The 26,986-nt window shown below is 67.2% G+C and carries 27 protein-coding genes; 6 read left to right on the forward strand and 21 right to left on the reverse strand.

The window, feature by feature from the left end:
- Nucleotide 1: 1 nt before the first annotated feature.
- The 7 genes from OHB26_RS28715 to OHB26_RS28745 are packed head-to-tail and all read right to left on the reverse strand — an operon-like array spanning nt 2 to nt 6,898.
- The gene (locus tag OHB26_RS28715) at nt 2-796 is read right to left on the reverse strand and encodes an SDR family oxidoreductase (protein WP_330180378.1); all 795 of its coding nucleotides are present in this window, start codon (nt 794-796) and stop codon (nt 2-4) included.
- Nucleotides 793-1,704 carry a hypothetical protein gene (locus OHB26_RS28720; protein WP_330180379.1) on the reverse strand — a complete coding sequence of 304 codons (912 nt, stop codon included), beginning with the start codon at nt 1,702-1,704 and terminating at the stop codon, nt 793-795. The genes OHB26_RS28715 and OHB26_RS28720 overlap by 4 nt, the downstream gene beginning before the upstream one ends.
- A complete protein-coding gene (locus tag OHB26_RS28725; protein ID WP_330180380.1) occupies nt 1,701-2,390 on the reverse strand; it encodes a hypothetical protein in 690 nt (229 codons plus the stop codon). The genes OHB26_RS28720 and OHB26_RS28725 overlap by 4 nt, the downstream gene beginning before the upstream one ends.
- Entirely contained in the window at nt 2,387-3,508 is a 1,122-nt protein-coding gene (locus tag OHB26_RS28730; RefSeq protein ID WP_330180381.1) for an aromatic ring-hydroxylating dioxygenase subunit alpha, read from the reverse strand. The genes OHB26_RS28725 and OHB26_RS28730 overlap by 4 nt, the downstream gene beginning before the upstream one ends.
- An 8-nt stretch (nt 3,509-3,516) precedes the next feature.
- Nucleotides 3,517-4,452 carry an alpha/beta hydrolase family protein gene (locus tag OHB26_RS28735; RefSeq protein WP_330180382.1) on the reverse strand — a complete coding sequence of 312 codons (936 nt, stop codon included), beginning with the start codon at nt 4,450-4,452 and terminating at the stop codon, nt 3,517-3,519.
- A 2-nt stretch (nt 4,453-4,454) separates the two neighbouring features.
- The gene (locus OHB26_RS28740) at nt 4,455-5,264 is read right to left on the reverse strand and encodes an oxidoreductase (protein ID WP_330180383.1); all 810 of its coding nucleotides are present in this window, start codon (nt 5,262-5,264) and stop codon (nt 4,455-4,457) included.
- Nucleotides 5,261-6,898 (reverse strand): nitrilase-related carbon-nitrogen hydrolase, encoded by a 1,638-nt coding sequence (locus OHB26_RS28745; protein ID WP_330180384.1) that lies wholly within the window; start codon nt 6,896-6,898, stop codon nt 5,261-5,263. Before OHB26_RS28745 ends, OHB26_RS28740 begins: the two co-directional genes overlap by 4 nt.
- Nucleotides 6,899-7,119: 221 nt before the next feature.
- On the opposite strand from OHB26_RS28745, the gene OHB26_RS28750 reads away from it, so the two are divergent.
- From OHB26_RS28750 to OHB26_RS28765, 4 genes are read left to right on the forward strand one after another with little or no spacing between them, the layout of a single operon-like run.
- The gene (locus OHB26_RS28750; protein ID WP_330180385.1) at nt 7,120-8,280 is read left to right on the forward strand and encodes a hypothetical protein; all 1,161 of its coding nucleotides are present in this window, start codon (nt 7,120-7,122) and stop codon (nt 8,278-8,280) included.
- Nucleotides 8,277-8,855 carry a GPS-CTERM domain-containing protein gene (locus OHB26_RS28755; protein WP_330180386.1) on the forward strand — a complete coding sequence of 193 codons (579 nt, stop codon included), beginning with the start codon at nt 8,277-8,279 and terminating at the stop codon, nt 8,853-8,855. The genes OHB26_RS28750 and OHB26_RS28755 overlap by 4 nt, the downstream gene beginning before the upstream one ends.
- A gap of 20 nt (nt 8,856-8,875) precedes the next feature.
- Nucleotides 8,876-9,289: a neocarzinostatin apoprotein domain-containing protein gene (locus tag OHB26_RS28760; RefSeq protein ID WP_330180387.1), complete on the forward strand. Its 414-nt coding sequence runs from the start codon at nt 8,876-8,878 to the stop codon at nt 9,287-9,289.
- An 8-nt stretch (nt 9,290-9,297) separates the two neighbouring features.
- Nucleotides 9,298-9,873, forward strand: a complete 576-nt coding sequence (locus tag OHB26_RS28765) for a neocarzinostatin apoprotein domain-containing protein (RefSeq protein ID WP_330180388.1) — start codon at nt 9,298-9,300, stop codon at nt 9,871-9,873.
- Nucleotides 9,874-9,883: 10 nt separating this feature from the next.
- On the opposite strand, the gene OHB26_RS28770 is transcribed toward OHB26_RS28765, so the two are convergent.
- The 5 genes from OHB26_RS28770 to OHB26_RS28790 are packed head-to-tail and all read right to left on the reverse strand — an operon-like array spanning nt 9,884 to nt 15,582.
- A complete protein-coding gene (locus OHB26_RS28770) occupies nt 9,884-11,293 on the reverse strand; it encodes an aldehyde dehydrogenase family protein (protein ID WP_330180389.1) in 1,410 nt (469 codons plus the stop codon).
- Nucleotides 11,293-12,432 (reverse strand): FAD-dependent oxidoreductase, encoded by a 1,140-nt coding sequence (locus tag OHB26_RS28775; protein ID WP_330180390.1) that lies wholly within the window; start codon nt 12,430-12,432, stop codon nt 11,293-11,295. The genes OHB26_RS28770 and OHB26_RS28775 overlap by 1 nt, the downstream gene beginning before the upstream one ends.
- Complete coding sequence (locus OHB26_RS28780; RefSeq protein ID WP_330180391.1) at nt 12,429-13,817, reverse strand: aldehyde dehydrogenase family protein; 1,389 nt, start codon at nt 13,815-13,817, stop codon at nt 12,429-12,431. The genes OHB26_RS28775 and OHB26_RS28780 overlap by 4 nt, the downstream gene beginning before the upstream one ends.
- Nucleotides 13,814-15,106: an acyl-CoA dehydrogenase family protein gene (locus OHB26_RS28785; protein ID WP_330180392.1), complete on the reverse strand. Its 1,293-nt coding sequence runs from the start codon at nt 15,104-15,106 to the stop codon at nt 13,814-13,816. Before OHB26_RS28785 ends, OHB26_RS28780 begins: the two co-directional genes overlap by 4 nt.
- Nucleotides 15,103-15,582 (reverse strand): flavin reductase family protein, encoded by a 480-nt coding sequence (locus OHB26_RS28790; RefSeq protein ID WP_330180393.1) that lies wholly within the window; start codon nt 15,580-15,582, stop codon nt 15,103-15,105. Before OHB26_RS28790 ends, OHB26_RS28785 begins: the two co-directional genes overlap by 4 nt.
- A 127-nt stretch (nt 15,583-15,709) precedes the next feature.
- Between OHB26_RS28790 and OHB26_RS28795 the strand changes: the two genes are divergently transcribed.
- On the forward strand, nt 15,710-16,495 hold the full coding sequence (locus OHB26_RS28795) for an IclR family transcriptional regulator (RefSeq protein WP_330180394.1): 786 nt from the start codon (nt 15,710-15,712) through the stop codon (nt 16,493-16,495).
- On the opposite strand, the gene OHB26_RS28800 is transcribed toward OHB26_RS28795, so the two are convergent.
- The 3 genes from OHB26_RS28800 to OHB26_RS28810 are packed head-to-tail and all read right to left on the reverse strand — an operon-like array spanning nt 16,492 to nt 19,070.
- Nucleotides 16,492-17,199, reverse strand: a complete 708-nt coding sequence (locus tag OHB26_RS28800; RefSeq protein WP_330180395.1) for a hypothetical protein — start codon at nt 17,197-17,199, stop codon at nt 16,492-16,494. The genes OHB26_RS28795 and OHB26_RS28800 overlap by 4 nt on opposite strands.
- Before the next feature lie 32 nt (nt 17,200-17,231).
- On the reverse strand, nt 17,232-17,849 hold the full coding sequence (locus OHB26_RS28805) for an isochorismatase family protein (protein WP_330180396.1): 618 nt from the start codon (nt 17,847-17,849) through the stop codon (nt 17,232-17,234).
- A gap of 9 nt (nt 17,850-17,858) precedes the next feature.
- The gene (locus OHB26_RS28810) at nt 17,859-19,070 is read right to left on the reverse strand and encodes a CaiB/BaiF CoA transferase family protein (RefSeq protein ID WP_330180397.1); all 1,212 of its coding nucleotides are present in this window, start codon (nt 19,068-19,070) and stop codon (nt 17,859-17,861) included.
- Nucleotides 19,071-19,196: 126 nt separating this feature from the next.
- Here OHB26_RS28810 and OHB26_RS28815 point away from each other — a divergent pair, with 126 nt between their 5' ends.
- The gene (locus OHB26_RS28815) at nt 19,197-20,120 is read left to right on the forward strand and encodes a hydroxymethylglutaryl-CoA lyase (protein ID WP_442942732.1); all 924 of its coding nucleotides are present in this window, start codon (nt 19,197-19,199) and stop codon (nt 20,118-20,120) included.
- A gap of 200 nt (nt 20,121-20,320) precedes the next feature.
- Here the strand turns inward: OHB26_RS28815 and OHB26_RS28820 are convergent, their stop codons facing one another.
- The 6 genes from OHB26_RS28820 to OHB26_RS28845 all read right to left on the reverse strand — a co-directional run bounded on the left by OHB26_RS28820 (nt 20,321) and on the right by OHB26_RS28845 (nt 26,924).
- The gene (locus tag OHB26_RS28820; protein ID WP_330180399.1) at nt 20,321-20,794 is read right to left on the reverse strand and encodes an NUDIX domain-containing protein; all 474 of its coding nucleotides are present in this window, start codon (nt 20,792-20,794) and stop codon (nt 20,321-20,323) included.
- A 542-nt stretch (nt 20,795-21,336) separates the two neighbouring features.
- Nucleotides 21,337-21,558, reverse strand: a complete 222-nt coding sequence (locus OHB26_RS28825) for a hypothetical protein (RefSeq protein WP_330180400.1) — start codon at nt 21,556-21,558, stop codon at nt 21,337-21,339.
- A gap of 519 nt (nt 21,559-22,077) precedes the next feature.
- On the reverse strand, nt 22,078-23,232 hold the full coding sequence (locus OHB26_RS28830) for a helix-turn-helix domain-containing protein (RefSeq protein WP_330180401.1): 1,155 nt from the start codon (nt 23,230-23,232) through the stop codon (nt 22,078-22,080).
- A gap of 253 nt (nt 23,233-23,485) precedes the next feature.
- Nucleotides 23,486-24,919, reverse strand: coding sequence for an MmgE/PrpD family protein (locus tag OHB26_RS28835; RefSeq protein WP_330180402.1), 1,434 nt, complete (start codon nt 24,917-24,919; stop codon nt 23,486-23,488).
- Nucleotides 24,916-25,740 carry a cyclase family protein gene (locus tag OHB26_RS28840; RefSeq protein WP_330180403.1) on the reverse strand — a complete coding sequence of 275 codons (825 nt, stop codon included), beginning with the start codon at nt 25,738-25,740 and terminating at the stop codon, nt 24,916-24,918. The genes OHB26_RS28835 and OHB26_RS28840 overlap by 4 nt, the downstream gene beginning before the upstream one ends.
- Nucleotides 25,737-26,924: a CaiB/BaiF CoA transferase family protein gene (locus OHB26_RS28845; RefSeq protein WP_330180404.1), complete on the reverse strand. Its 1,188-nt coding sequence runs from the start codon at nt 26,922-26,924 to the stop codon at nt 25,737-25,739. Before OHB26_RS28845 ends, OHB26_RS28840 begins: the two co-directional genes overlap by 4 nt.
- Between the last annotated feature and the right edge of the window lie 62 nt (nt 26,925-26,986).

The raw sequence follows: 26,986 nt of genomic DNA on the forward strand, positions 1-26,986 counted from the left end.
ATCAACTCCCGGTGGTGTGGGTTTCGGGTTCCGGCGCGAAGAGATCGCGTCGGCGGAACGGGGCCGCGGCGAAGCGGCGCATGACCTTTCCCGTGGTCAGCCACCGCACGTGCGCGCCATTGCGGGTCCGGGTCGTCACGCGCTCGGCCAGCCAGGGGGTGACGGTCTCGACGCGGTCGGCCAGAATATTGAACACCTTGCGCGCCTTGGCGAGTTCGGCCTCGTCGTAGCCGTCGGTGAGCAGATCGGTCACGACCATGCCGGGGCTGAGCAGACCGACGGTGACCTGAGTGGGGACCTCCTTGGCGAGGGCCTCGGTCAGATAGGTGACCGCGCGCTTGCTCGCACCGTAGATCCCGAGTCCGGGGACCGCCCGGCCGTCACTGCCCAGGCCCTCCATATTCCAGATATGGCCGTGACCGCGTTCGGCCATGGCGGGGACGGCGACGGCACAGCCGTTGAGGACGCCGATCAGGTTGGTGTCCAGCACGGTGCGGGTATCGGCGGGGTTCAGCTCCCAGATGGGCGTGCGCCGATGCGAGACACCGGCGTTGTTGATCCAGATATCCACTCCGCCCAGGTGTTTCACCGCCGCGTCCCAGAAGCGCTGTAGCTGTTCGCGATCGGTGACATCGGCGGCGAAGGCCAGACTGTCGGCGGGCAGTTCGGCGCGGACCTGTTCCACGCGTTCGGGATTCGTACCGCAGACGGCCACCCGGTGTCCGCGCGCGAGCAGCGCCCGCGCCATCCCGAGTCCGATGCCGCGGGTGCCGCCGGTAATGGCGATCGTGCTCATTCGCGCTCCAATACGCCGTGCATGATCGCGGTCAGCCGATTGTGCTGGAAGAGTTGATAGACCACCGCGAGCCGAGTTCCCGAGCCCATACCGGGTTCGGCGTCCATCATGAATTCCCTTCCGACGAGCCGGGTTCCGTCGCCCCGGTGCAGGCGGACGAAGTTGGCGCGCCCATAGGCGAGTCCGTTGCCCCAGACGTCGGGCCCCTCGTGGAAGGAGCGGATACCGTCCCGGCGCACCGTGATTCGAGAGTCGGAGTCGATGGCGCCCGACATCTCCAGATGGTGTTCGGCGCTGAGCAGACTCAGCGGATCGATGGTCAGTGTCATGCGCAGACCGCCGAGCTCCTTCTGCTCGGAGCTCCACAGCTCCAGATCACCCGCGTAGCGGCTCTCGTCCTTGGTCGGCACGGTGAACGGCACCGCCCCGCAGCGGGTCTCGGTCTCGATGCGTTCGGTGACCAGCTCCGGATCACGGGTGTACAGGCCGTTGAAGACGCCCACCATGGCCGGTCCCTGATACAGCGCCGACGAGTACACCTGGGTATCGCCGAGGGTCTGATTCCAGGTGTTCAGCGATACCTGCCAGCCGGGACCGTAATAGTTCGCGTCCACGAATCCGCCGTAGGGTTGCCCCGCGCCGTAGAAGTCGGGTCCGGTGTAGATTCGGTCGCCGTCGGAGTCGATCACCCCGAAGGCGAAGGGCGCGCCCAGGGCGAAGCGTCCGGCCAGTGTGCCGCCGCCGGTGAGTCCGCCGTCCATGTAGTAGGTCGTCTCGCCGTCGGTGTGCACCGAGGACCGCGTGATGTCCTCGAACCCCAGCCAGACGCCCTCGGCATCGAAAAGCGAAGGCCGCCCGGCCCATTCACCCGCGATCCGCTGCTGCCATGCGCTCGGCGCGACGGTCATGACTCCAACTCCTCGCGCACCCGCTCGGACTGTTCGGCCCCCAGCAGCCGGGTGACCTGCGCCCACACCGGATCCACCTGTGGGCTGAAGAGATTCGCGCGATTGGCCAGATCACGTCCGGGCAGATCGGCCTCGACAGCGGGAACGCCCTTGTCCACCAGGGTGAGCCAATGCTGGAGATAGGCGTCCACAGTCGCGTCCAGCGCCTCGAAGGCGGGCTCGGTGGCCCGGCACACCACCATCCATGGGGACATCAACGCCCGCTGCCGGGGGCCGATCGCCGCCGGGGTCACGCCGTCGATCTCCCAGGCCGCCTCGAGAAGCGCGGTGAGCGGCAGGTAGGCGCTGTCCAGGTACTCGAGATGGACTGCCAGATCCACGCGCGGAATCAAATCCAGGTGCATGGCGTAGTAGTCGCCGCCGTACACCGAATCGAGCGTGAAGTGCGGTACCGCGGAGTCGCTCGCGGTGAAGGCGAAGATCATATGGCTGTCCAGGCCGATGGGCGGTACCACCAGGTCCACGGTGACGGCCTTGTCGATCGGGCCGCCCCGCAGCACCCGCAGCCGCCCCACCGGCTCCGGGCTCATCGCACTGGTGAGCGGGGTGTCCTCGGCGACCGTCAATCCCAGTGCGCCGGAGAGTGTTTCGAGTGTGCGCTCACTGAGCGCGGCGGGCAGGCTCATTGCGGGGTTCCTCCATTGCGGGCCTTGTGCACCCAGGCGCTGGCGAGTTCGGGATTGTCCCGCCGCGCGGGTGAGGGAATGACGGTGGCGGTGCGCCGTGGTCCGTCACCGGTGATGATGTCGTCGCCCTGCACCCACCAGCCCTGTTTGATCAGCTGTGCGCGCCGGCGACGGTAGGCGACCTGGAGCGCGTCACTGCGCACATGCAGCTCGTCGGAGAGATCGAAGGGCAGCAGTTCGGGTCGCTGGGACTCCACCACGGGCCGGTCCTGCAGCAGGATCTTCTCGATTCGCTTGCGCGCGTTGGCATCGGCCCACGCACCGGTGAAGAAGTTGCGGAAACCGAGAATCTTGACCAGCGTGCGATCCTGCGAGAGCGGGATATTGAAGTCGTAGAGGATCAGATCGCCGATCGGCAGTCGCACATGCAGTTTCACGATATTGGGCAGGTACCAGGCATTGGTGACGGTGACGTACTCGGGCCGCGGCTTACCCCGCGACAGCAGTCCCCACAGCCCTTTGGGCGGTGGCGGACTGAGCTGTATATCGGCCTCGGCCGACCAATCGGTCTGGCTCACCCGGAAATCGGGGATCTCGGGCTTGCTCGGATTGCCGAAGGCGGTGCCGTGCACGAACGGGGTGTGTGAGGCGTCCACGACATTCTCGAAGGTGCGTTCGTAATTGGCGTCCACCACCATCTCGTACTCGACCGCCCGGAAGGCCGGATCGTCCCACTGGGGTATCTCCGGAATGGGCGGACGCTCGGCCTCGGGCAGATCGCCGAGGAAGGCCCACACCATGCCGTGCCGCTCGAGCGTCGGATAGTTGTCCACGCGCGCCTTGCGCGGGATGGTGCGTTCGGCGGCGTTGGCGGGAATGCGCACGCACACGCCCTCGGCGTTGTACTGCCAGCCGTGATAGGGGCAGGTGATGCAGTCGCCGTTCACCGTGCCCATGGAGAGTGCGCCACCGCGATGCACGCACAGATCCGAGAGGCAGACCACCGCCCCGGATTCGGTGCGGTACAGCACGAAATCCTGTCCGAGGCAGGTGACCTTGCGTGGTTCGCGACCGACCCGGTCGGCGAATTCCACGGCGTACCAGAAGTTCTTGAGCACCCGATCTCCTATCGCCGCTTCAGCAGCATGCCGTCGTCGAAACCGGCGAGCTCCTCGCGCGCCGCCTCGTCCGCGCGCAGATGCGCGCGCAGGAACAGGGCGGTGAGCCGGGCGAAGCCGGGCAGTGCGTCGGTCTCGGCCGGACCGTCCAGGAAGGCGCGCGCGGCGGTCGGATCGGCGTCGGCGATGCCGAAGTGATTGGCGCCGGGCACCACCGCGAGCAGATGATCGCCCTCGGGCAGCGCCTCGGCGAAGGTCCGGGCCACCGGATCGGGTCGATCCGCGCCCTCGCCGTAGCGGTCCGCACTGCCCGTGATGACCCCGTCATTGGTGCCGACCCCCAGTAGCACCGGACAATTCACCTGCGCGGGCAGGACGGTGCCCGGATCCCAGCCGAGCATGGTGGCGACCATGGTGTGCGCACCCCAGGCGAATACCGCTCGTACGGCCGGGAAGTAGCTCGCCGACTGCAAGACCACGGTGCCGCCCGCCGAATGGCCGCCCAATGCGATCCGATCCAGATCCAGTGCGCCGCGGAGTGGTTCGGACGCATTGAGCTCGGCGAGTGCGGTCAGCACCGCCGGAATCGTGGGGCAGGTGGGCCGGGTGCCGTAGGTGCTGGGCCGCGCGGCGTCGATATCGACCCCGGGCGTCAGCCCGCGCTGTCCGCCGAACAACTCGGCCACCCGGTCGAAAGTCACCACCGCGAAGCCTGATTCGGCGAGGGCGGTGACGTAGCGGCGGTAGGAATCCTGGCCGACATTGACTCCGGAGAGGAAGATGACCACCGGATACGGCGCATGCGCGGGATCCGGTGCGAAGACGCCGGTCAGCCGTTCGGCATCGTCCCTCGAGGCCACGGCCGGGTAGTAGACCTTCATATGGGCGGTATCGAAGGGCGCGTCACCATCGGTGCGCACCGACCACCAGAGTGAACGGATCATGCTCAACCCACCGGTCTCGGGAGTACCCGGTCGCCGCCCCAGAGGGCGCGAACCAGGCGCTGGGTCATCTCCGCGCCGAACATGCGCTCGCCCATCACATTCGCGGGATCCCGCTCGGCGATATTGCGGCGGATCCGCAGATCGCGCGCGGCCAGCTCGGCCTGTTCGGCGGCGGGTACCGGTTCGGCGGCATCGACCCAGCCGAGCCACTGATCCACCTTGGCGCTCAACAAGTCGCGCACGGCATCGAGATTGGGGCGGGTGGCGGGGAAGGAGTAGCAGTAGGCGGTGGGGGACAGGCTGGCCCGAATGAAGCCGGTGCGACTGGTGAACCAGGTGAAGTCGGGATGATCCGGCTTGAATTGGAGCCAGGGCTCATCGGCGTCGCGGTAGTAGCGGTCGTAATAGTCACCGTCGCCGACCAGATCCCCGCGCGGCATGGCATCGACGTAGAACCAGCCCTGCGGATACAGCAGCAGCGCCGAGCCCAGATGCGGCACCCGCACCTGCGGTCCCAGCCACGCGGTCAGGTGCAGATTCACGAAACCCGTACGCGGATCGCCGATCCAGGAGTGCACCAGCCAGTCGATCTCCGGACCGGAGTAGGCGGCCAGGCGGCCGGATGGACCGGTGGCGGCGTCACCGTAGGACTCCAGATCTTCGGTGCTGGGATCACGGCGGAGTTCGAAGCGCGCGGCGATGCGTCCCCGTAGTTCGCTCAGCAGCTCCTGCCACTCTCGGAAGGTCTCCGTCACATCGACCCGGGGTGTTTCGTCGACCATCTGCTCGACATGTTGCACGGTTTCGCTCATGGCAGCTCCGTCTGTGTGGTGAGTGCGGCGGGTTCCCGGATCAGCGCGGCGGTCGCGGCGCGCGGCCGCCCCGCCACCAGATCGGTGCCCCTGGATACGTTTCGGTTCACGGCCTGGGCCGGGCGGATGAGCGCCCGCACCCGGTCCGCGCCGGAATCGGCGGTGATATCGGGGTGGCTGATGACGCCGGTGAAGGGGCCGCTCCACGCGGTCCACAGGGTGAAGTCGGGGCTCAGCGCGTAGACGGCGGCGGTGAATTCGCCGCGCGAATCGAGCCCGGCCGCAACCACATTGAGGCGATTCTCGGCCGATCGTTCGGGCAGGCCGAGGCGTTGTTCCCAGGGCTCGGACGGGGTGTGCGCGATCGCGATCACATCGGCGTCCTGAACCGCGGCCAGGCGGCAGGTCTCCGGGAACAGTGCGTCATCACCGACCACGATCGCCAGTCGGCCCCAGGGCAATTCGAATATCTCGAGCTCATCGCCGAGCGTGCCGAGCCAGGGGTGGCGGTGGGTGCGATGCAGCTGTGGCTGACGGCCGACTATGCCGTGCGCGTTCACCAGCACGCCGTGGTGGACGTCGCCTTCGCGCACGGTGAGTACGGCGTGAGCGTCGGTGCCGCGCAGTGCGACGACGACCTCGGCCGGGGTCGGTCCGGACAGCTCGGGGAGCACGATCAATTCCGAACCGGCGGTAGCCGTTTCGGCGAGCAGTTCGAGATCCGGTGCGATGGCGGCCACCAGCACGCTTTCCGCGCCCGCCGGAGCACGGCGTGCTGACGAGTCCGCCAGCAGCGGGGCGTACAGCTGTGGTCGGCGGGCTGTCAGGGTGTCGGTGCCGTCCGGCCGCCGCTTGTCATCGGCCAGCGCCACCTCGATCTCGGCGATGACGAAGCCCTCACCGGTCACCGGCGCTTGGGCCAGAGTCGTTCCGTCCGGTGCCACGATCTGGCTCTCGCCCGCCCCGTGCAGCCGGTCCGGTGGTACGCCGAGCCGTTCCGCGATCGCCGGAAGCTGCTGTTCGGGCAGCAGCGGGCCGATCTTGTTGGCGGCCACCACCCATACCTTGTTCTCCGCGGCGCGCACCGGAATGTGCAGGCTCGCTTCATCGCTGGCGAAGGAGTTGAGGCTGTTGAGCAGTAGTTGCGCCCCGCGCACGGCCAGTGATCGAGCCACTTCGCAGGTGACGCCCTCCATACAGGCGTACATGCCGATGCGGCCCAGGGGCGTCTCGATGACCGGCGAATCGATGTCGCCGGGATCGAGATGGTCGTTCTCCGCGCCCATCAGGATCTGCTTGTCGGATTCGCCCAGCAGCGTGCCGTCCGGACCGTAGAGCAGGCCGGTTCCGGTGGTGCGGCCATTGTTCCGGGCGAGCGTCACCCCGATCTTGACGTAGATGCGGTGCCGTGCGGCCCGTTCGGCGACGGCGGTCAAGAAGGGGTCGCCCAGTCGGCAGGCCATTCGGTGCGCGTGGTCGCGATCGGTGTACCACGATAGGTGATTACAGAACTCGGGCAGCACCACGAGTTCGGCGCGGGCCGCCGCGGCGGCGTCGATCATGCGCAGGCAGGCCGCGAGATTGGCCGCCACATCGGTGCCCGCGGCGAGTTGTGCGGCCGCGACTCGGGTCATGAACTCGCCCCTCTCACTGATTGTTTCGGAGATCGAAACGCTGTTTCCGAATAGTCGTGATTCTGTACCGGTGGCGGGGATCTGTCCAGTGCTCGCCGAATATCCGTTGTTTCCAGTCGGTTACGGATCCGAACGGCCTTGACATGCGCAGATGGCGCGGGTTCAATATGGCAACTGCGAAACCGTGTTTCCGCTAGAGAAACACGTGCTGGAGGTGAGGGATGGCGACTCGAAGCGCATCCGGTCTCGGAAACCAGGTGGCAACCTGGCTCACCGTGCTCCTGGCGACCGCGGTGGGGCCGATGACCGCCGTGCAGATCGCGCTGTTGAACAAACCGCTCGGCGGCGCGGTCGGATTGCCCGGTGCCGTGGTGGGCTATATCGCGGTGACCGCGGTGACGCTCGGCGTAGTCGCGGTGCTGCCCGCGATCAAGCTCTGGCGCAGGGGGATCGGGCGCGTCACCGGTGTGATCGGGGTGGTCGCGGGCGGTGGATTGATCGCCGCGGGCACGACCTCGAGTATCGGGGCGTTCACCGGCGGGCTGCTGGTCGCGGGTGCGCTGATGATGGTGCTGCTGGTATCCGGTCTCCGGGCGGCCGAAGGGGTGCGCGGATCCTTCGCGGTACTCGCGGCGGGTCCGACGGCGGGTGCTCTCATTGCGTGGGGTTGCTTCGAACATCCCGGAATCGCCTTGTTGGCAACGGGATTCGTGGCTTTGGTGCTGAGTGTCGCGTTGGCGGTGTGTAGCTGGTCCACCGTCGCGGAGTCTGACGATCACGGAGTCCGGCAGGCTGCGCGCACCGGTGCGCGACTGCTACCCGCCTATGCGGCAACAGGTCTGGCGATCGGCGGTACCGTCCTGCCCGCACTGCATCTGCTGCTGTTCCGCTGGAGCGTGCTCGACGCCGACCATCCTCGATACCTCGTCTTCGCCGCCGCGCCCATGGTGGTGACGGCACTTCTCCCCGGTCGAACCGGCCGTGCCCTCGCCCCGCTGCTGGTACTGCAAGCGGGCGGCGCGATATTGATCGCCACCGCACCTGGACCGTGGCAACTGACCGTGGGCGTGGGCCTCACGCTCGCGACCGGGGTGCGTTGCCTCTCGGTCGCGGATTCGGTACTGACCCAAGAGTTCTCGCGGGACGCCGGATCGGCGCGGCATGCGGTCACGGTACTCACGGCAGCCTGCGGCGGCCTCGTCGGCATCGCACTCGCGGTTGTACTCGCGCGGTGCTGGGGCACGGGTTCTGCCCTCACCCTGCTCGCCATTCCGGTCCTGTTCGCCGCGCTGCGCATGGTTCCAGCGGTGCCTACGTCCGCTCATGTCCACCGTCCGGCCGGTTCGGCCACCACCTATGCCACCGAAGGAGGGCTCCGATGATTCGCGCGATCCCACACTGCTGCGCCGTACTGGCGGTCGCGGCGCTGACCGTGACCGCACCCGCGACAGCGGACGCCCCGGCGGCACTGCATGTCAGCGCCACCAACGAATTGCATGAGGGGCAGCGAGTCACGGTGGCGGGCAGTGGATTCCAGCCCGGACTGGCCGCCGTGGCGGTCGGATTGTGCAAGCTGGGCTTCACCAACGGGTTGAAGGACTGCGACCTCGAGGGTGGAGCCACCTTCGTCAATATCGGGTCCGACGGTGGTTTCGGAACCCTGACCCTCATCGTGCGGCCGAAATTCAATGGCATCGACTGCGTCCAACAGCAGTGCGTCATCGCGGCCGCACCGCTGCCCGGCACCGAACCCGTGGCGGTCATCACCGCCAACTCGGCGGCGGTGCCGGTGAGCTTCGCGGGCTCGCGGCTACCGGCGGTGACACCCGTGGCGACCCCCACGACCACCACCGCCGCCACCGATACCAACGGTCCCTCCACGCTGCTGTGGTCGGCGACCGCGGGTCTGCTCGTCATCGTCGCCGGAATGGCCTTCGCCGATCGGCGGCGGCTGTAGTGAAACAGAAGGAGAACACCATGTTTCGAAGTTTTCTACGCGGTAGCGCCGTGCTCGCGGGCCTATCGGCCCTGGCGGTCTTCGGCGGGGCGACCGCGCAGGCGGCGTCGGTCTCGCTGAGCCAGACCGGCGGGCTGGGAGCGGGTCAGTCCATCTCGGTGTCGGTGAGCGGGCTCGCCCCGAATCTCGCGTCCGTCGCCGTGGGACAGTGCACCTCACAGGTCTCGGGTCCGGGAGACTGTAACCTCGGCGGCTCCATCCTCGGCCGCGCCGACGGCGAGGGCAATTGGCAGGCGAGCCGTGACACCATCACCGTGGTCGGCTCGGTCGGTGGCGTCGACTGCGCGTCGGCCCCGGGTGCGTGCACCATCGCGGTCACCAGTTTGACCGACCCGACCAATATCATCGCCTCGATCCCGCTGACCTTCGGCTGAGAAACGGTATGAGAAGCAACATCTTTCGAGGTGTCGCGGGCGCGGCGGTCTTGACCGCCGCGCTGCTCGCGACCAGCCCCTCCGCCGCGGCGGCCCCCGTACTGCACCCCACCCCCTCCGGTGCGGTCACCGACGGTCAGACCGTGACGGTGGCCTTGGACGGGCTGCCGGCGAACCTTCCGACGGTCGCCATCGGCCAGTGCAAACCGACCATAACCACACCGGCCGACTGCAATCTGGGCGGCTCGCTACTGGGTACGGCCGATGCCGCGGGCACCTGGCAGCCCGGGGATCGCGGCAGTGTCATCACGATCGTCTCCAAGATCGGGGATGTGGACTGCACGGCCGCGCCGGGGGCATGCACCCTCGCCGTCACCAGCCTCACCAATCCCTCCGCCATCCTGGCAGCCGTACCGCTGACCTTCGCGACGCCGAAGGCCACGACCACCGTCGAAACCACCACCGCCGTCTCCGATTCCGACGACTCCAACACCGTCCCGATCCTGGTCGTGGTCGGTGTGATCGTGGTACTGCTCGCGATCGCGGTCGCGGTCCTGCTGCGCCGCCGGACCGGGACACGATGAGCACCGGCCGCTATCCCGGGTAGGCCCGGGCGGGCATTCCCTCGCCGCCGGCGCGGAAGGCGGCGGGGGCGTGCACGACCGTGGTGCAGACATATTCGAGCAGACCCGCCTCGGCGTATTCACGGCCGTAGCCACTGGATTTGATCCCGCCGAACGGGGCGCGCAGCGTCATCCCGGTGCGGTTGTGCGTATTGACGAAGGTGAAACCGGCCTCGATACCGGCGGCGAAGGCGAAGGCCCGGGTCTCGTCGGCGGACCAGACCGAAGCGCCCAAGCCCAGCTCGGAATCGTTTGCGCGGGAGAGCACTTCGGCTTCGTCACGATAGGTGAGCAGGGGTACGGCGGGGCCGAATTGCTCGGCGTGCACCAGCGGGGCGTCATCGGGCGGGCCCAGGACGAGTACCGGATCGATGAAATACCCCTGTGGCTCGGCGGCTTTCGCCAAGGGCAGGATTCGGCCGCCGCGTGCGTGCGCGTCGGCTATCAGACCGGTGACCCGGTCGGCGGCCTCCCGGGTCACCACCGGTCCCATGGTGACCGCTTCGTCCAGCGGATCACCGACCGTCAGAATGCGCTGTGCCGCAGCGAGATACGCGTCGGCGAACTCCTGCGCACGGTGTTCCGGGACGTATAGCCGCTTGGCCGCCATACACACCTGGCCCGCGGTGGCGAACGAGGCCAGCACCAGACGTTCGTAATCGTCCGGGTCGAGGGCGAAATCGTCCAAGAATATGGCCGGGTCATTGCCGCCGAGCTCCAGTACGACCGGGGTGATGGCCTGGCCCGCCGCGGCGGCGATACTGCGGCCCGCCGCCTCACCGCCGGTGAAGGCGACCTTGCGCACCAATGGATGCGCTATGAGCGCGTGCACCAGCTCCGGGCCGCCGTGCAGGACGGTGGTGGCGGGGAAGAACTCGGCCACCGCGGTGATCGTCAGCGGGGCTAGCGGAGAGGGCTTGAGTAGCACCGTATTTCCCGCGGCCAGCGCCGGACCCAGTTTGAGCAGGGACAGGATCACCGGTGCGTTCCACGGCGTGATCGCGGTGACCACGCCGTAGGGACGCGGGGTCATACCCAGCCGTCCGCGCGCATCGTCTGTCTCGGTGCCGGTGTAGACGGCCTCGGCTCGATCGCAGATCCAGCGCAGATACGTGGCGGCGAAGGCGATCTCGCCACGGCAGTCGGCGACGGGCTTGCCGGATTCGCGGGCCAGCAGCTCCGCCAGCGCGGGGCGATCGGCGTCCATCGCATCGGCCGCATGCCACAGGGCGGTGAGCCGCTCGGCCAGTGGTCGAGCCGACCACTCCCGGAATCGCCGATGTGATTCGCGCACAATGACGTCCACCGCCCCGGGCGGGGTCACCGGCACCGATCCGACGATCTCCCGGGGACGGGCGGGATTCTCTCGGCTGATTCTCACTACGCGGCCTCCAACGGCTCCATCAGACAGGCGCGCCGGAGATACGCGCGGCTCGCCACCGGATCGGCCGCCAATGCGCGGAGCCGGTCACGGTATTCGGTGTCATGCCCGCGTAGACGGGACCAGTTGTCGTGGCTGGTGCGCTGCACCTGTTCGATGGCGACGGTGCGCCGCAGCGCGGCGGCCTCGTCCAGCACCCGCTCGGGCGCACCGGTGATGACATCGGCCAGGGCGTGCGCCATGCGCACCGCATCGTGGATACCGCTGTTCATACCGAGACCGCCGAGCGGATTGTTCACGTGCGCGGCATCGCCCATCAGCAGTACCCGGCCGTCACGGAAGCGCGGCGCCACCCGCTGGTGCACCCGGTAGAGGGCGGCCTGCTCGATACGCCAGGGCCTACCGAGGTCCGCGACGCCCGCCAAACGGGTTGGCAGGCGGTGCAATTCGGTGTCGTCGTCGGTATCGCCCGGGGTGGGCAGCAGCACCCGCCAGTGGTCGGGGGTGCGCAGCAGTACCAGCCATTCGCGCGGATCGAAAATGTAGTTGATGGGGGCGATGCCCGGCAGTGCGGCGGTGAGGTCCTCGCGCACCGAGGCGACCAGGAACCGTTCCGGGTATGTGCTCCCCTCCAGACTCATACCCGTCGAGCGCCGTACCGCCGAGTGCGCGCCGTCCGCGCCGATCAGCCAATCCGCCCGCAGCACACCGGCGCTGGTGCGGACACTCACCTCGTGCGGGTCGCACCGGACATCCTCGACGCGATGGTCGAAGCGCACCCCGAGATTTCCGGGTGCGGCATCGAGCAGGATCGGGGTGAGCTTGCTCTGCTCGCACTGCACCCGGTACGGGAACGGCGTATCGGCGGCCAGCACGCCCATATCCAGGGTGGCGATGGCATCGCCGCCGCGATCGCGGTATTGGAAGGTCTCGGCGACAATCCCTTTGCGCAACAGTGCCCGCACCACGCCGAGGTCGTCGAGCATCTCCAGGGTGGGCGGGTGGAAGGTGGAGGCGCGCGATTCGGCGGCCAGCTCCGAACCCGCCTCGAGCACCGTCACATCCACGCCGCGCCGGGCCAGCGTCAGTGCGGCGGTGAGCCCCACGGGCCCGGCCCCGGCGATGAGGACGGTGCTCATGAGGTGTGCAGGGCGAAACGCCCTTCGACGCCGACCACCCGCGCGCCGGTGAAGAAGCGCAGCGTCTCGGCCGTGCCCTCCTCGCCCAGGCCCGAGATGCCCCACGCCGGACGCGGGGTCATCAGGTGCAGACTCATGATCGAGGAGCCGTTCACCTTCACCTCGCCGGCGCGGATACGGCGGGCGATGGCGCGGGCGAACTCGGTATCCGCACCGCACACATAGGCTTCCAGGCCGTACGGCACCGCATTGGCCAGGCGCACCACCTGCTCGACGCTGTCGTAGGTGGCCACACCGGCGACCGGGCCGAACACCTCCTCGGTCAAATCGTCATCGAGAAGCGTTGGAGCGAAATAGTTTCCGGACTCCGGAAGTTGTCCGAAGCTGCGCTCCGCGCGCCCCGCGATCGCGGCGCGCAGCGCGCCGACGTGGCGCGAATGCACCAGCGGGCCGAACTCGGTGGCCGGATCCAATGGTGCTCCCACGGTGAGTGATTCGAGCCGCTTGCCGATCGCCTCGACGATTTCGCCGACGCGTTCGACGGGCACGATCAATCGGCCCAGCGCCCGGCACCACTGGCCATTGAGCGTGGTCAGCAGCTCCGCGCCCATCCGGGCGGCGGTATCGAGATCGGCGTCGGGCAGCACGATGAGCGGATTGTTCCCGCCCAATTCCAGCTGACAGGGCCGGAACAGGGGAGCCGAGGCGATCGCCACCGCCTGCCCGCCCGCCACACCACCGGTGAACGACACCGCCTTGATCCGGGCGTCGGCGACCAGCCGCGCACCGGTGGCGGCACCGCCCTGCACCAGCTGGAACATGCCCTGTGGCACATGATCGGCCACGACCTCGGCGAGCAGCACCGAGCTGTACGGGGTCAGCTCACTGACCTTCAGCAGCACCGGACATCCGGCCGCCAGCGCATTGGCCACCTTATGGGCCGCCATCGGCGCGGGCGCGTTCCACGGCACCAGGCACAGCGCCGGACCCAGCCCCAGCCGATGCACCTCGACTCCTTCCCGATCCGCCCGAAGCGCGCCGGAGCGCAACTGCGCCGCCGCCAATCGGAAAGCGCCCGAGACGATTACGCCCAGCGGAGTGGTCTGCCGGATGGGCACCCCGGTCGCGAAGGCATCGAGTTCGGTGATCGCGGTCAACCGCGCGTCGAGGCCGTCCGCGATCGCGTCGAGGGTCTCCGCGGTGATCCGCCCGTGCGCGCGCTCGGCCACCGCGAGCGCACGGTCCACCCGATCCGGCGCGGTCGCCACCGCACGGGCCACCGGTGCGCCGGTGGCCGGATTCTCCAGTGCGATACCGAGATCCACGGTGGGCACACCCCATTCGCCGTCGATCAGATCGCGAATCGCGGGTAGTTCCAGACTCATCGGCCGACCTCGGCGGGGACGTTCGCCTGCTCCGGAGCGGTGGCGAAGAGTTCATTGGCCTTGGCCTCGGTGACGATACGGGCGACCTCGAGCATGCCCCGCTCGGCGGGGAAGGTCATCACCAGGCCCATGGCGAGATCTCGAAGTGCGCGCCCGGCGGTGCCTTCCATGGATGCGGCGGAGGTGCCGCCCGCCTTGAGCGCGCCCAAGGCCACCCGGAAACAGGCTTCGGTGACCGCGCCCTTGCCGAGTCGCCACTGGGTGAATACCTCCTGCTTCGGCTTGAACGGCACCTCGGCGGTCTCGACCGCGAGCTGATAGCGCAGCCACAGGTAGGCGGTCTCCAGATCGCGGGTCATCTCACCGAACAGCACCTGATGCACGGGGGAGGAGGCGATGGGTGCGCCGGTGTCGGCGAAGGTCTTGGTTGTGGTGGCGCGCAAGACGTCGTCGTAGACGCGCTGGGCGCAGCCGGTGTAGACGGCGGCGATGGCGAGTTGATTGCCGACGAAGCTGCCTCGGCTCATGGTCAGCATCTTGGTGAAAGCGCCCGGCACGGCGAGAGCTTCGTCCTCGGGGATGAAGACGTCATCGAGCCGGATGCCGTTATTGGCGGTGGCGCGCATACCGAGCCCGTCCCAGGGGGCGCGCACGCTCACGCCGGTGGCCTCGCGCGGGACGAAGAAGGTGGCCAGGCCCTGCGCGGTGTCGTAGCCCTCGAGTTTCGCCGAGGTCAGGTAGTAGTCCGCGACCCCGGTGGCGCAGCCGAAAGACTTCTCCCCGTTGAGAATCCACCCGCCGGAGACCTTGCGCGCGGTGGTGGCGATGGTGATGTTCGCCCCCGAGGTCTTGACCGATTCGGAGGCGAAGTTGGCCAGCCACACGCCCTCGGCCATGCGGGTCAGCACCTTCTCGGCGAAGGCCCGCACCTCCGGAACCTCTGCGGCATCGAACAATCCGGCCTCGATCGCCTCCAGGGGCAACAGCCCCCGCGACGCGCTGGTGTTGTGGAAGAAGTACGCCAGCGCCGTGGACGGGCAGGCCGTGCCCATGGCGAAGGTGGCGGCGGCGAGATCGCGCAGGGTGCCGCCCAAACCGCCGAATCGCTCGGGCACCACCAGGCCCAGCAGTCCGGCCTCGCGCAGCAGACCGATATGCGAGGCCGGGAAGGTGGCGGTGCGGTCGGCCTCCGCGGCGGCCGCGCGCAGGGCGGGCAGCACCGATTCGACCCGTTGTGCGCGTTCGCGTTCGGCGTCGGTCATATCTTCGACCAGTCGTTCACCGATCATCGGGCAATCCCCTCGTAGTAGGTGCGGTCGTGATAAATGAGTGGGGCGGCCGGGCGCGGGGTGGCCGCGTCCTGGACCATCCCGAGCACAATGGTGTGGTCGCCGGCCGGATAGCACGCGGCGACAGCGCAATCGAGCCAGGCGACCGCATCGGCCAGCACCGCCGCGCCGGTGGTCGCGGTCTCCCAGTGCCCCCGGGTGAAACGGTCGTCCGCCGCGGGGCCGGCGAAGCGCCGCCCGATCTCCTCATGGTCGCTGCCGAGCACATTGACCGCGAAAATCCCACTGCGCCTGATCATTCGGCAGGTCGCGCCGGTCGAGGCCACGCATACCGAGACGAGCGGCGGATGCAGCGCCACACTGGTGAAGGAGCTCGCCGTCATGCCGTGCCGGCCGCGCTGCTCATCGAGGGTGGTGACAACCACGACGCCGGTTGCCCACTGCGCCAGCACCGTACGGAGATACTGCGGCTCCATATCCAACTCCGTTTCGGTAGTGGAAACGCTGTTACGCACAAGGTAACGCGCTGATATGGGCGGGCGCAAGGGGAACAACAGGGGGATGGTGTTTCCCATCGGGAAATCCGCCCCCTAGACTGACCGCGTGCCCGATACGGAATCCGACACCCAGAGCCGTTCGATCGCAGCCGTCGAACGAGCCATGGACGTGCTGCTGCTCTTCGGACGCAGCGGCCGGCCAGATCTCGGGGTCACCGAGATCGCCAATGAACTCGGCATCACCAAAGCCGCGGTGCATCGCATCCTCACCGCCCTGCGCAGCCGGGATCTCATCACCCTCGAGCCGACCACCCGGCGTTACGCGCTCGGGCATGCCGCGATGGCCTTGGGCCGGGCGTATCTGGCGCGCACCGATCTTCGCGTCATGGCCGCCCCGGAGCTGCGGCGATTGGCCTCGCTCACCGGCGAGACCGCGACCCTGTCCATTCGGCGCGGCGACACGCGCATGTATGTGGACCAGGTGGTGCCGGATCAGGAACTGCGCATGGAAGTCGCACTGGGACAACCGTATCCACTGCACGCGGGCAGCTCGTCCAAGGTGATCCTGGCCTTCCTGCGCAAGGAGGAGATCGATGAATACCTCGGGCGGCATGAACTGAGTGCGTTCACCGATGCCACCGTCACCTCGCAGCGCAAACTGCGCGCGGAGCTCAACACCATCCGCAAGCGCGGTTACGCGGTATCGCTGGGGGAGCGGCAGATCGGCGCGGCATCCATCGCCGCACCGATTCTGGATCACGATGGTGGGGTGGTCGCCGCGCTGAGCGTCTGCGGACCGCTCTCGCGATTCGAACCCCGCATGGACGAATACGCGCCGATCCTGCTCAAGGCCTCCGGCGCGCTCTCGACCCAACTCGGTTATACGGGTTAGAGATTCGCACCCGGTTTGAAGACGCCCAGCGTCGCGGCGGCCAGCACGCCACCCCAGATGATCCAGACGTAGGGGAGGCAGCCATTGACGCTGCGGCGCAGGATGGCCTCCAGCTCCGGGGTCGAGCCCTCGGTCTGTAACCGGCCGAAGGCGGGACCGAAGGGGCGCAGCGTGATTCGAATGCCGAGCCCCGCCGCGATCGCCGCGGTATAGAGCAGGATCTTGCCGCCCAGCCAGCGCGGATTGGTGGTGACGCCGAACGGGTCGTGCGCCACCAATGTGTAGAGACCGGCGCCGGTCATGGCCGCGATCACCACGAATCGGATGATCAGATCGGCGCGATAGACGCTCGCGATCCTGCCGTGGGTGCGGTGCGCGACAATCGCCACAGTCAGCCACACGGCAGCGAAGAGCCACGTCAGGACCACGAACCACCAGGGGAACAACGTGATCCCAAAAGCCTTCGCGCCGTGCGGGTCCAAGGCCATGAGTGTCACGCCGCTGGGCAGGAACAGCACCAGGCAGATCTTCGGGCCCAGATCCAATCCGCTCATGATCGCCAATGCGGTCGCGCGCGCCGGGGGTGTCTGCCGCGGATCGATGACGAAACGGCTCGAGTAGAACACCCCGAGATCGCCGCCGAGCCAGAAGACGAACAGCACCAGGTGCAGCAGGATCCACCATCCGTAATGATGCGGTCCCATGGAAATCCCTTCGGGGAGAGTTGAATCGCGGTTCAGCGCAGAACGGTCAGCGCGGTCTCGAGGTCGATCACATCGGCGTACTTGGCATCGAGATCCAGCAGGTTCGCCTCGTGCAGGCGGCGATCGCGATCACCGCAGGCGTCGGCCACCACCAGGGGGCGGAATCCGTATTGCAGTGCGTCTGTGGCGGTGGCGCGCACACAACCGCTGGTGGTGAGTCCGGTGACCAGGACGGTGTCCACGCCCTGCGCGGTCAGGGTCGCGGCGAGTGAGGTGCCGTGGAATCCACTGGCGTACTGCTTGGTGACCACCACCTCGCCGGGTAGCGGGGCGGGGTCGGCGACGAATTCGCCCATCGGATTGCCGTCTTCGAAAGCGTTGAGCGCCGGGACCTTTCGCCGGAACAGTCCGCCGTCGGCACTGCCCGGACGATAGCTCACCCGGGTGAAGACGACGGGCCTGCCGACAGCGCGGGCCCGGGCGACCAGCCGGGCGGTGGCCCGCACCGCCTCCTCGACGGGGGCGCGCAGCGGCGAACCATCGGTGAGGTAGGCGGCGCACACATCGATGACCAGTACCGCCGGGCGTTCACCCGCGCCGATCCGGGCGGCGAAACCGTGGCGCAGGTACTCCTCGGCCAGGTCGGACATGACATCGCCTCAGATCACGCCGGTGCGGGACAGCTCGGTGAGCCGATCCGCGTCCAGTCCGAGGATCGCGCCGTAGACCTCGGCATTGTGCTGGCCCAGCTCCGGCCCGGGATGCCGCACCGAGCCCGGTGTTTCGCTCAGTTTGGGAAAGACGTTCTGCATGGGGATCTCGCCGAACTCCGGATGTGCCAGTCGCACAATGGCTTCGCGGGCCGCGAAGTGCGGATCGGCGAACATGTCACGCGCGGTGTAGATCCGGCCCGCGGGCACCCCGGCCTCGTGCAGGATATTCAACAGGTCAGGCGCGGTCCGGGTGCCGGTCCATTCGCCGATGATGTCGTCCAGTTCGGCCATATTCTCGCCACGGGTGGAGTGGGTGGCGAAGCGCTCGGTAGCGGCGAGTTCGGGCTGCCCCATGACCTTGGCCAGGCGCGCGAAGACGGTGTCCTGATTGGCCGCGATCAGGATCAGGTCCTCGCCCGCCGTGGCGTACACATTGCTGGGGGAGACGTTGGGCAGCACCGGTCCGGTGCGCTCGCGCTGGTATTGGGTGATGCCCCATTCGGGCAGCAGGGATTCCATCATCGCCAGCACCGCCTCGTAGATGGCGGCATCGACGATCTGGCCGACGCCGGTGCGCTCGCGATGATGCACCGCGGCCAGGGTGCCGATGGTGGCGAAGACCGCGGCCAGCGAATCACCCAGGGAGATACCGGTTCTGGCGGGCGGGCTGCCGGGATCGCCCGTGGTGTAGCGGATACCGCCCATGGCCTCACCGATCGAGCCGTAACCCGCGCGCGGTGCGTACGGGCCGGTCTGGCCGTAGCCGGTGACGCGGGTCAGGATGAGGGCCGGATTGTCTTCGCGCAGCGTCTCGTAGTCCAGTCCCCAGCGTTCCAGGGTGCCGGGGCGGAAGTTCTCGACCACGATATCGGCCTGCGCGATGAGCTCGCGCGCCAATCGCTGACCGGCCTCGGTGCGGAGATTGCAGGTGACCGACTTCTTGTTGCGTGCCACCACCGGCCACCAGAGTGAGCGTCCATAGGGCTTCTCCCGCCCCCACTCCCGCATCGGATCGCCCTGCCCCGGGGATTCCAGCTTGATGACCTCGGCACCCAGATCGCCGAGCAGCTGACCGCAGAACGGGCCCGCCAGCAACTGTCCCATCTCGATCACCCGCAGGTCGGTCAGCGGTCCGGTGGGGGTTGTCGGTTCTGCCATGCGGCCAACTCCGTTCTGTCGCACCGGCGGTGGATTGGAGCGCACCGCCGGGAAGAATGGATACAATGTATCCCGTAGCGAAACGGTGAGCAAGATCGGCCGCCGATCGGTCCGGCTGCGCACCGAATGTCCCGGTATGAAGGAGAATTCGTGGACACCACACTGGTCGAGGTCTCGCCCCGCGACGGCTTGCAGAACGAATCGCGGATTGTCTCGACCGCGGCGAAGATCGAATTGATACGGCGCTCGGCGGCGGCGGGAGTGCGCCGCATCGAGGCGGTGAGCTTCGTGAACGGGTCGCGGGTGCCGCAGATGGCCGATGCCGAGGCGGTCATGGCGGGGGTGCCGCGCACCGCCGATATCTCCTATGCCGGACTGGTTTTCAATGACCGCGGGCTGGACCGGGCATTGGCCGCGGGGGTGGACGAGATCAATGTCGTGGTGGTGGCCACCGATACCTTCAGCAACCGCAACCAAGGCTGCGATACCGCCGAGGGGGTTCGGCGGTGGTTTCGCCTGGCGGAACGCGCCGCCGCCGCGGGACTGTGGCGCACGGTGACGATCGCCGCCGCCTTCGGCTGTCCCTTCGAGGGCGAGGTGTCGAAAGCCACTGTCCTGGACCTGATCTCACAGGTGGCCGAGGCGAATCCGGAGGAGATCGCGCTGGCCGACACCATCGGCGTCGGCACCCCCGACCAGGTCCGCCGTCTCGTCCACGGTCTGCGCACCCTGGCACCGGCTGCGCTGCCACGCTGCCACTTCCACAACACCCGCAACACCGGCTACGCCAATGCCATCGCGGCCCTGGAAGCCGGTGCCCGGGTGCTGGACGCCAGTATCGGCGGCATCGGCGGCTGCCCGTTCGCCCCCGCCGCCACCGGCAATATCGCCACCGAAGACCTGCTGTACACCCTGGACCGCATGGGCATCGACACCGGCGTGGACATCGGCAAGATCATCGACACCGCCACCTGGCTCGGCGACACCCTCGGTAACCCGGTCCCCGCCCTGCTCGGCAGGGCCGGAGTCTTCCCCGGCGCGACCCGGTAAAACCGTAAACCGCGTCATCTGCCATGCCCCGACCCTCGTCATCCCGATCAGTGCGGACTTCGGCATCGATGACATCGACTGCGGCACTTGGCGGTATCCGCGGACCGTCTCGACAGCGCCCGTAATCGTCAGGAAGGGACTCGGAGTGAAGCCGTCCGCAGCGCCGCGCCGACGCCTGGACGTCGCGCCGGATGGCTGGCCTAGCCTAGGTATGGCTCGGTTCGGTGCTCGGCATGATGGCGGAGCCGTAGCCGTACGGTGTCGTGTACCGGCAGCGCCTCCAGCTCGTCCAAGCCGAGGAAGCGGACCGAGGTCGACTCGCTGCTGACCTCGACGTTGCCGCCGATTACTTTGCCGTAGTAGGTAATTGCGAATTCTTGCCGGATCTCGCCATCGGCGTATTCGATGACGTGTTCAGGGTCTGTGTAGATACCGAGTAGGCCGGTGATTTCAATGTCCAGCCCGGTTTCTTCCTTGGTCTCCCGGATTACGCACTGCTCGAGCGTCTCGCCGATCTCCATGATTCCTCCCGGTAGAGACCAGTTGCCGGAATCGCCTCGGCGTTGCATCAATACCCGCGCTTCGGAATCGACGATCAGCGCGGATCCGCCCGGGACCAGGCTGTTCGCCTTGGGTGCGTTCGGGTCTTTGTAATAGTCACGCCGTGAGCCCATTGAATTCCGATCTTTGCGAGTAGGTGGTTACCGTGCCCCAGATTTGTTCGAATTGGTCGGCAAACGAGCCGAAGATGCCGTGCGAGGACAACTGTCGTAGGTGCAGCGCCGTGTGTTGATACCCACGCGCACGGAACAGGTAAGGCGTGACTATCATTTGGTCGTCGAACCGGAATATTGAGTTGTACAGATGTGCAGTGTGCAACCCGACGGTGCATCCGGGGGTGTCGACGAGTGGGCCGAGCATGCTCAGCGCGTTCCGGATGCGTCCGGGCAGTGTCCCGCCCATCTGCTCGAGAGCGTCCCTCTCCTCGACGTGAGGGCAGTCCGGATCCGCGAACCCCAGTCGGACGCTGGCACCGTCCCGACACTGGCCGGTCCGGACGGTCGATTCCACCGGCACGGGTTCATGCCGGACCGAATCGAGGAGCGTTACGCCCAGTGGCGCGGGTGGAACGAGTTGCGTGAATCATGTTGCACAGCATCTAGTGTGAATATGCCCGCGGGTTGCCAGCCGGTTCGAGGTAATCATTTCGCCGCAATTATCTTTCCCCGTAAGGGGTTACGGTATCAGTGACCGATTCCGGTTCGATTTCGAGGACTGGGTACCGGTCGAGTTCGGTCGGTCTTGTAAGAGCTTCGAGTTCTGGGATATCACTGTCCACCGGGAATCCGTCTGCGCCGATGGGGATGAGGCCGTGCTCGCAGTGCAGGTAGCCCATCGGACCGCCTTCGCGGCCGGGATTGCCTTTGAGGTCATTCATCGCTACTCGTCCAATGCCTCTGCGAGGGAAGGCTTTCGCGCGAAAGTCTGTCTGGTGTCTACCGCGACCACGGCAGCGGCCTGGGAGATTTCGGTCGGCACCTCGCCGCCGTCGAAATGGCGGATGCCAGGAACGAAGATCGCCTCGGCGCGTGTACGGCTCGCAGCAACTCGGAGGCGGTAGGCGCGGCGCTCAGTCTCTGGTCCGAACACGAGAATCTTACACAAGTCATATCCGAATCGTGCTGCGAGACTTCTGATTCGAACTTCATCCCAATTTTGGTGAACACCGGAGATGTCTCGCCGCAGGTATCCGATAGCCCTTGGTTTCGCAGTCACGTGACGCCCCTTCCACGGCTTGGTTGGAGAGACACCCGCCGCCGGGGAGCTGGCTAAGGGGCCGGTGATCGACTCGGCGGCGGGGTCGAGCCTGAGCATCACACCTGCGGGCAGGGGCACACCATGGCACTTCGGCTCTATGTCGAACCGAAGTGCCATTCATGGGACGTATCTCGGACTATCAGTATTCGAGTTTGATGACGTTCGCCAACTCCCGCATGTCCGGCGTCAACGTGCGCCGTTTGCTCACAATCGTTCCGAGAATGTCGCGCGCATACCGTTGCTGTACAAGCCATTCCGGCGCTGTCCGCCGCACGATGCGAAACTCATCCAGCGCCTCGCCATATCGACCCATCTGCGTGAACGCATTGGCGACATCGAGCTTGTGCCTCATCCTGCTGGCACCCGCCGGTTCGATCGTCGGTGCCGGAACCTTGGACGCGATCGCGAGCGTCTTCTCCGGCTCGTGGGCGATCACATGCGATTCAGCACTGATGTAGGACACCTCGAGTGGGCCGAAGGTACGGCCCAACAGCCGCTCCACGTACACATCGTGACCGATGCGGGCCGCCGCTGCGCGGGCCAGAGAGAGCGCATCCTCCACCTCGTGCGGCTGGTTGTCCCGGATGGCGGCATTGGCGATCTTCAACCACAACCGACCCCACATCCCGACCGATTGCAGGGTGGCACGGGAGAATCGCGGTTCGATGTCGTCTGCCCACTGCACGGCCAACGATCGGGCGTCGTCCAAACGACCCTGCCGAAGCAGCGCCCACAACAGAGTGTCGATCGCCGTTGCCGCCTCGACATGAGTCTCAGCGACGTCGACAGCACGGCCGAGGACGATGTCAGCGGCCTCGAATTGCCTGGTCTGCGCCAACAAGGAGGCGACCATGTTCAGCGTTTTGAACTTCACGCCGCGTGCATCGGCGAGGCTGTCCATATCGCGAATCAGGTTGGGCAGCAACACCGTCACTTCGCGGTACCGGTCGGCGCTGATCATCGTCTGCACGGTGTCGAGCATCGCCTGAAGGCCCTCGGAGGTGGCCGGTTCGTCAGGTTGGGCAATATTGCCATACAGGGCGTGCATGACGGGCTGCCACTGGGCCTCGGTGTCGCTGTCAGGAATTTCGTAGTCCGGCGTGGCCTGTAGGGCGGAAGTACGCAGGTTCATGGCGACTGCGAAGGCACGCAACGTTTCCAGGCGGGGATCGTAGTCGCCTTGTTCAATCTTTCGAAGCTGCGACAGTGAGACGCCGGAGGCGTCGGCAAGCCCTCGCTGCGTCATGCCTGCCCGCTTGCGGGCATTCTTCACCCGATCACCAACCACACTCATACAGCCCACGCTACGACCGTGCGGTTCGTTCGTGTAGGGGTACAGCGGTTACAGATCGACGTACGATCGGGCCGCGCCACCACACTCATCGGCGCAGGAACAGCCCGCACCCAAGCGGAGTGCGGGCTGTTCTGTGTCACCTACGTGTCACAATTCGCACTGTCCAGGGGCGTGCGGCGATGACCGTCGGAATGCAAAACGCCAGGTAGAGGACGTGTGGGCATCGCGGCGAACACCGATGGATGACACCCCGTCACCCCGGCGTGCTTTTGGTCGGGCTCCACGACTTCAAGCTCATCAGCAACGCCGTCAGGTCGGGCGCATCGACCAGTCGATAGACGTGATCGGTGACCTGATCGGCCTCGGCCGGAGTCAGTGCGGACGCGGCGTTGAGGCGGAACTTGGTGGCAAGCTCCTCGGCGGAGAGCGGGTTGCCCGGGCCGCCGCGGTTCACCTCCACCCGCTCGGTACGCATCTGGCCCGTACGTAGGCGCGCGGTGAGTACCGCCGGGAACTGATGCGGAAAGATGCTGTCGCAGTGCGGATCCGGGATGCAGTGCACCCGCGCGGCCAGGGCGAGGCGCTTCGGATCACGGGCAGCGGTGTCGGTGAAATCCTCGTGGAACAGTCCCAGGCCGCCACCGCCGAGCAGTGCGGCAGCGACGGTGTACGGGCCGGAGAACGCGGCGTGATAACCGGATTCCGGGCGGGCCTTGACCTCGGCGGGAAAACCTATGGTGCGCAAGGCTGCCGTCGGCGCGCCCAACTCCAATTCGGCGATATCGTCCGGATCGATGCCCTGTGCGCGCAGTCGCAGCGCGGCGTCGATACCGGCGTGGGTGAAATGATTGCAGGGGTAGGGCTTGAAGAACACGCCCGGCAACTCCCAATGCTCGCCGAGGCCCCGGCAGATGGCGTCGATATCGGCCCTGTCACCGCAAAACGCCTGCAGCAGACCGAATCTTCCCTCGATCACGGTAGGCGGACCGGTCATCCCGGTGCGAGCGAGACCGGCCGCGGTCACCCCGCCGTGCGCCGCCCAGCCGCAGTGCACGCGTTTGACGGTGCCACCGGTGCGATTGGCCTCCAGCAGACCCGAACCCATACTGGCCGCGATCCCCATGGCATGGGCGATCCCGTTCGCGTCGAGACCGGAGAGCACAGCGGCGGCCGCGGCCGCGCCGACCGTTCCGCAAATGGCCGTGGCATGCAGACCGCGCTCGAAGAAGATCGAATTGCCCAGCGCGGCATCGTATCCAGCTATTCCGAGGCGGATGGTGATCTCGATTCCGACGCCGACCGCATCCAGCAACCGCGGTCCACTGACATTGCGGGATTCGGCGACCGCCAGGGCGGCGGGCACCACGGAGGCCGAAGGGTGCAGCACCGACGGCAGATGTGTGTCGTCGAAATCCATTGCGTGCGCGAGTGTTCCGCCGAGCAGCGCGGCACTGGCCTCGGGTAGCCCGCCCGGCAGGCCGAGGGCCGTCGCCTGCGGCCGCCCACCCCACTCATCCACCAGGGTGCGAACCGCGACGGCGGGCGGAGTACGCAGTGCGGCAAGACTATTGCCGAGCACATCGAGCACCCGCCGCGCCGCGTCGGCCCGCAACTCCGCACCCACCCCGTTGATTCCGGCGGTGTAGGCGAACTCGGCCAGCCGCTGTACCACCGTCGATTCGCTCATCGTGACACCGCCGCGAGGGGACGCACCGGCGATCCGGTGCCGCCGACTATGCGCAAAGGCGCGAGCAGGAAGACGAATTCGGCGAGTTCGGCGGCTGCCAGCTCCTCCAGCGCCAGATGCTCGAGAATATAGATGCCCGATTCGACCAGCAGGATGCGGTGCACCGGCAGCACACTGTGGCCCGCGCCGGGCGGAATGCACTCGTACGCGGTGGTATCGGATCCGGTGGCCGTCACACCCCGTTCGGTCAGCCACCGGGCCGCGCCCACACCCACTCCGGGCACTCCCGAGGCATTGCCGAGGTAGGCGTCCCGGTCGGTGAAATGGCGTGACCAGCCGGTGCGGATCAGTGCTATATCGCCCGGATCAATTTGCGTTCCCGCCTGTTTCGCGGCCAGGCGCAGATCCTCGGCGGTGATCTCGTACCCGCCGGACAGTACGTCGACCCCGTGCAGCCGTGCCACGTCCAACAGGACACCGCGTCGCATCAGACCCGGAAGATGTTCGGCCCCGTGCCGGGTGAACGCACCCCCGCGCTGCGCCTCCTGCGCGTCCACCCCGCCGTACAACAGGCCGTCATGGCTCACATGGCTGAGCGCGTCGATATGCGTCCCGACATGGCCGCCGGTCACGATGATCTCATTCGCCGCCGACCCGCCGTCCGGGCGCACCATATCGCCGTGACGGCGAATCAGGGTCATGCGAAACCCCGGGTGATTCGGCGAGCACGGCATACCGGTGAAGAACGGCTGGCCCAGTTCGATGAGGCGCACACCGCCGGTGACGGCCGCCACCAAGGGATCTCGGGTCATCTCGGTCATCGCACCACTCCCGTCTCGCGCAGTTGTGCCAGGCGGTCCGCGTCGACGCCGTAGCGGGCCAGCACCTCGGCGGTGTGCGCACCCAGTGGTGGTCCGGTCCAGCGAATCGCTCCGGGCGTCTCCGAGAGCCGAAAAAGGATGTTCTGCATGCGAATTCGCCCCAACTCCGCATCCGGCAGGCTGATGATCGACTCCAGCGCCCGGAACTGCGGATCGTCGAAGATATCGGCGGTGGTGTACACCGGCGCGATGGCGGCCTCCGCGTTCTCGAACGCCGCCACCACCTCGTCGGTCTTGCGCGCCGCGATCCAGGAACCGACGGCCTCATCCAATTCGTCGGCGTGCGTGGCACGCTCGGCTCCGCTGGCGAACCACGGGGCGTGCACCAGATCCGGCCGCCCGACCAACCGCATCACCCGTTCGGCCACCGACTGGGCGCTGGTGGAGACCGCGACCCACTCGTCATCGGCGGTGCGGTACAGGTTGCGCGGCGCGTTGTTGGAGGACCGGTTGCCGGTGCGCGGAGGCACCTGCCCGAGTTGGTCGTAGGCGGTGATATGCGGACCGAGCAGAGTCAGGATCGGCTCGACGATGGCCAGGTCGACCTGCTGGCCCCGGCCGGTCGCCTCACGGGCTCGCAATGCGGTCATGATGGCGAAAGCCGTTGTCAGGGCGGCGATTCCGTCGGCAAGGCCGAACGGCGGCAGGGTCGGCGGGCCGTCGGGTTCGCCGGTCATGGCCGCGAAACCGCTCATCGCCTCGGCGAGCGTGCCGAATCCCGGACGCTGTGCGTACGGGCCGACCTGGCCGAAGGCGGTGACCCGCGCCAGTACCAGTCGCGGATTGATCTCGCGCAGTGCGGAATAGCCCAGCCCCCAGCGCTCGAGGGTGCCCGGCCGGAAGTTCTCGATCACCACATCGGCGTCGGCGACCATGCGACGGAACAGCTCCTGCCCCTCGGGTGCGCCGAGATACAGGGTCACCGATCGCTTACCTCGACCGATCATCTTCCACCACAGTCCGATTCCGGCCCGCTGCGCGCCATGGCTGCGCACCGGATCTCCGCGTGGATGCTCGATCTTGATCACCTCGGCTCCGAAATCGGCCAGCAGTGTGGCCGCCAGCGGTCCGGCGAAGAGTGTCGCGATATCGAGGACCTTGATGCCCGATAGCGGCCCGGTCATGATCAATCTCCTTGTCTCCGCAAAGTTTCCCACAGTGAAACATGAGAGAGGTCTGCGGCGTT

The sequence above is a fragment of the Nocardia sp. NBC_01503 genome (genome assembly GCF_036327755.1).
GTDB lineage: Bacteria > Actinomycetota > Actinomycetes > Mycobacteriales > Mycobacteriaceae > Nocardia.

What these genes read in the sequence shown, in the direction of transcription:
- OHB26_RS28715 (WP_330180378.1), bottom strand. Translation starts at nt 796, where the DNA reads ATGAGCACGATCGCCATTACCGGCGGCACCCGCGGCATCGGACTCGGG.
- OHB26_RS28720 (WP_330180379.1), bottom strand. Translation starts at nt 1,704, where the DNA reads ATGACCGTCGCGCCGAGCGCATGGCAGCAGCGGATCGCGGGTGAATGG.
- OHB26_RS28725 (WP_330180380.1), bottom strand. Translation starts at nt 2,390, where the DNA reads ATGAGCCTGCCCGCCGCGCTCAGTGAGCGCACACTCGAAACACTCTCC.
- OHB26_RS28735 (WP_330180382.1), bottom strand. Translation starts at nt 4,452, where the DNA reads ATGATCCGTTCACTCTGGTGGTCGGTGCGCACCGATGGTGACGCGCCC.
- OHB26_RS28740 (WP_330180383.1), bottom strand. Translation starts at nt 5,264, where the DNA reads ATGAGCGAAACCGTGCAACATGTCGAGCAGATGGTCGACGAAACACCC.
- OHB26_RS28745 (WP_330180384.1), bottom strand. Translation starts at nt 6,898, where the DNA reads ATGACCCGAGTCGCGGCCGCACAACTCGCCGCGGGCACCGATGTGGCG.
- OHB26_RS28750 (WP_330180385.1), top strand. Translation starts at nt 7,120, where the DNA reads ATGGCGACTCGAAGCGCATCCGGTCTCGGAAACCAGGTGGCAACCTGG.
- OHB26_RS28755 (WP_330180386.1), top strand. Translation starts at nt 8,277, where the DNA reads ATGATTCGCGCGATCCCACACTGCTGCGCCGTACTGGCGGTCGCGGCG.
- OHB26_RS28760 (WP_330180387.1), top strand. Translation starts at nt 8,876, where the DNA reads ATGTTTCGAAGTTTTCTACGCGGTAGCGCCGTGCTCGCGGGCCTATCG.
- OHB26_RS28765 (WP_330180388.1), top strand. Translation starts at nt 9,298, where the DNA reads ATGAGAAGCAACATCTTTCGAGGTGTCGCGGGCGCGGCGGTCTTGACC.
- OHB26_RS28775 (WP_330180390.1), bottom strand. Translation starts at nt 12,432, where the DNA reads ATGAGCACCGTCCTCATCGCCGGGGCCGGGCCCGTGGGGCTCACCGCC.
- OHB26_RS28780 (WP_330180391.1), bottom strand. Translation starts at nt 13,817, where the DNA reads ATGAGTCTGGAACTACCCGCGATTCGCGATCTGATCGACGGCGAATGG.
- OHB26_RS28785 (WP_330180392.1), bottom strand. Translation starts at nt 15,106, where the DNA reads ATGATCGGTGAACGACTGGTCGAAGATATGACCGACGCCGAACGCGAA.
- OHB26_RS28790 (WP_330180393.1), bottom strand. Translation starts at nt 15,582, where the DNA reads ATGGAGCCGCAGTATCTCCGTACGGTGCTGGCGCAGTGGGCAACCGGC.
- OHB26_RS28800 (WP_330180395.1), bottom strand. Translation starts at nt 17,199, where the DNA reads ATGGGACCGCATCATTACGGATGGTGGATCCTGCTGCACCTGGTGCTG.
- OHB26_RS28805 (WP_330180396.1), bottom strand. Translation starts at nt 17,849, where the DNA reads ATGTCCGACCTGGCCGAGGAGTACCTGCGCCACGGTTTCGCCGCCCGG.
- OHB26_RS28810 (WP_330180397.1), bottom strand. Translation starts at nt 19,070, where the DNA reads ATGGCAGAACCGACAACCCCCACCGGACCGCTGACCGACCTGCGGGTG.
- OHB26_RS28815 (WP_442942732.1), top strand. Translation starts at nt 19,197, where the DNA reads ATGTCCCGGTATGAAGGAGAATTCGTGGACACCACACTGGTCGAGGTC.
- OHB26_RS28820 (WP_330180399.1), bottom strand. Translation starts at nt 20,794, where the DNA reads ATGGGCTCACGGCGTGACTATTACAAAGACCCGAACGCACCCAAGGCG.
- OHB26_RS28825 (WP_330180400.1), bottom strand. Translation starts at nt 21,558, where the DNA reads ATGAATGACCTCAAAGGCAATCCCGGCCGCGAAGGCGGTCCGATGGGC.
- OHB26_RS28830 (WP_330180401.1), bottom strand. Translation starts at nt 23,232, where the DNA reads ATGAGTGTGGTTGGTGATCGGGTGAAGAATGCCCGCAAGCGGGCAGGC.
- OHB26_RS28835 (WP_330180402.1), bottom strand. Translation starts at nt 24,919, where the DNA reads ATGAGCGAATCGACGGTGGTACAGCGGCTGGCCGAGTTCGCCTACACC.
- OHB26_RS28840 (WP_330180403.1), bottom strand. Translation starts at nt 25,740, where the DNA reads ATGACCGAGATGACCCGAGATCCCTTGGTGGCGGCCGTCACCGGCGGT.
- OHB26_RS28845 (WP_330180404.1), bottom strand. Translation starts at nt 26,924, where the DNA reads ATGACCGGGCCGCTATCGGGCATCAAGGTCCTCGATATCGCGACACTC.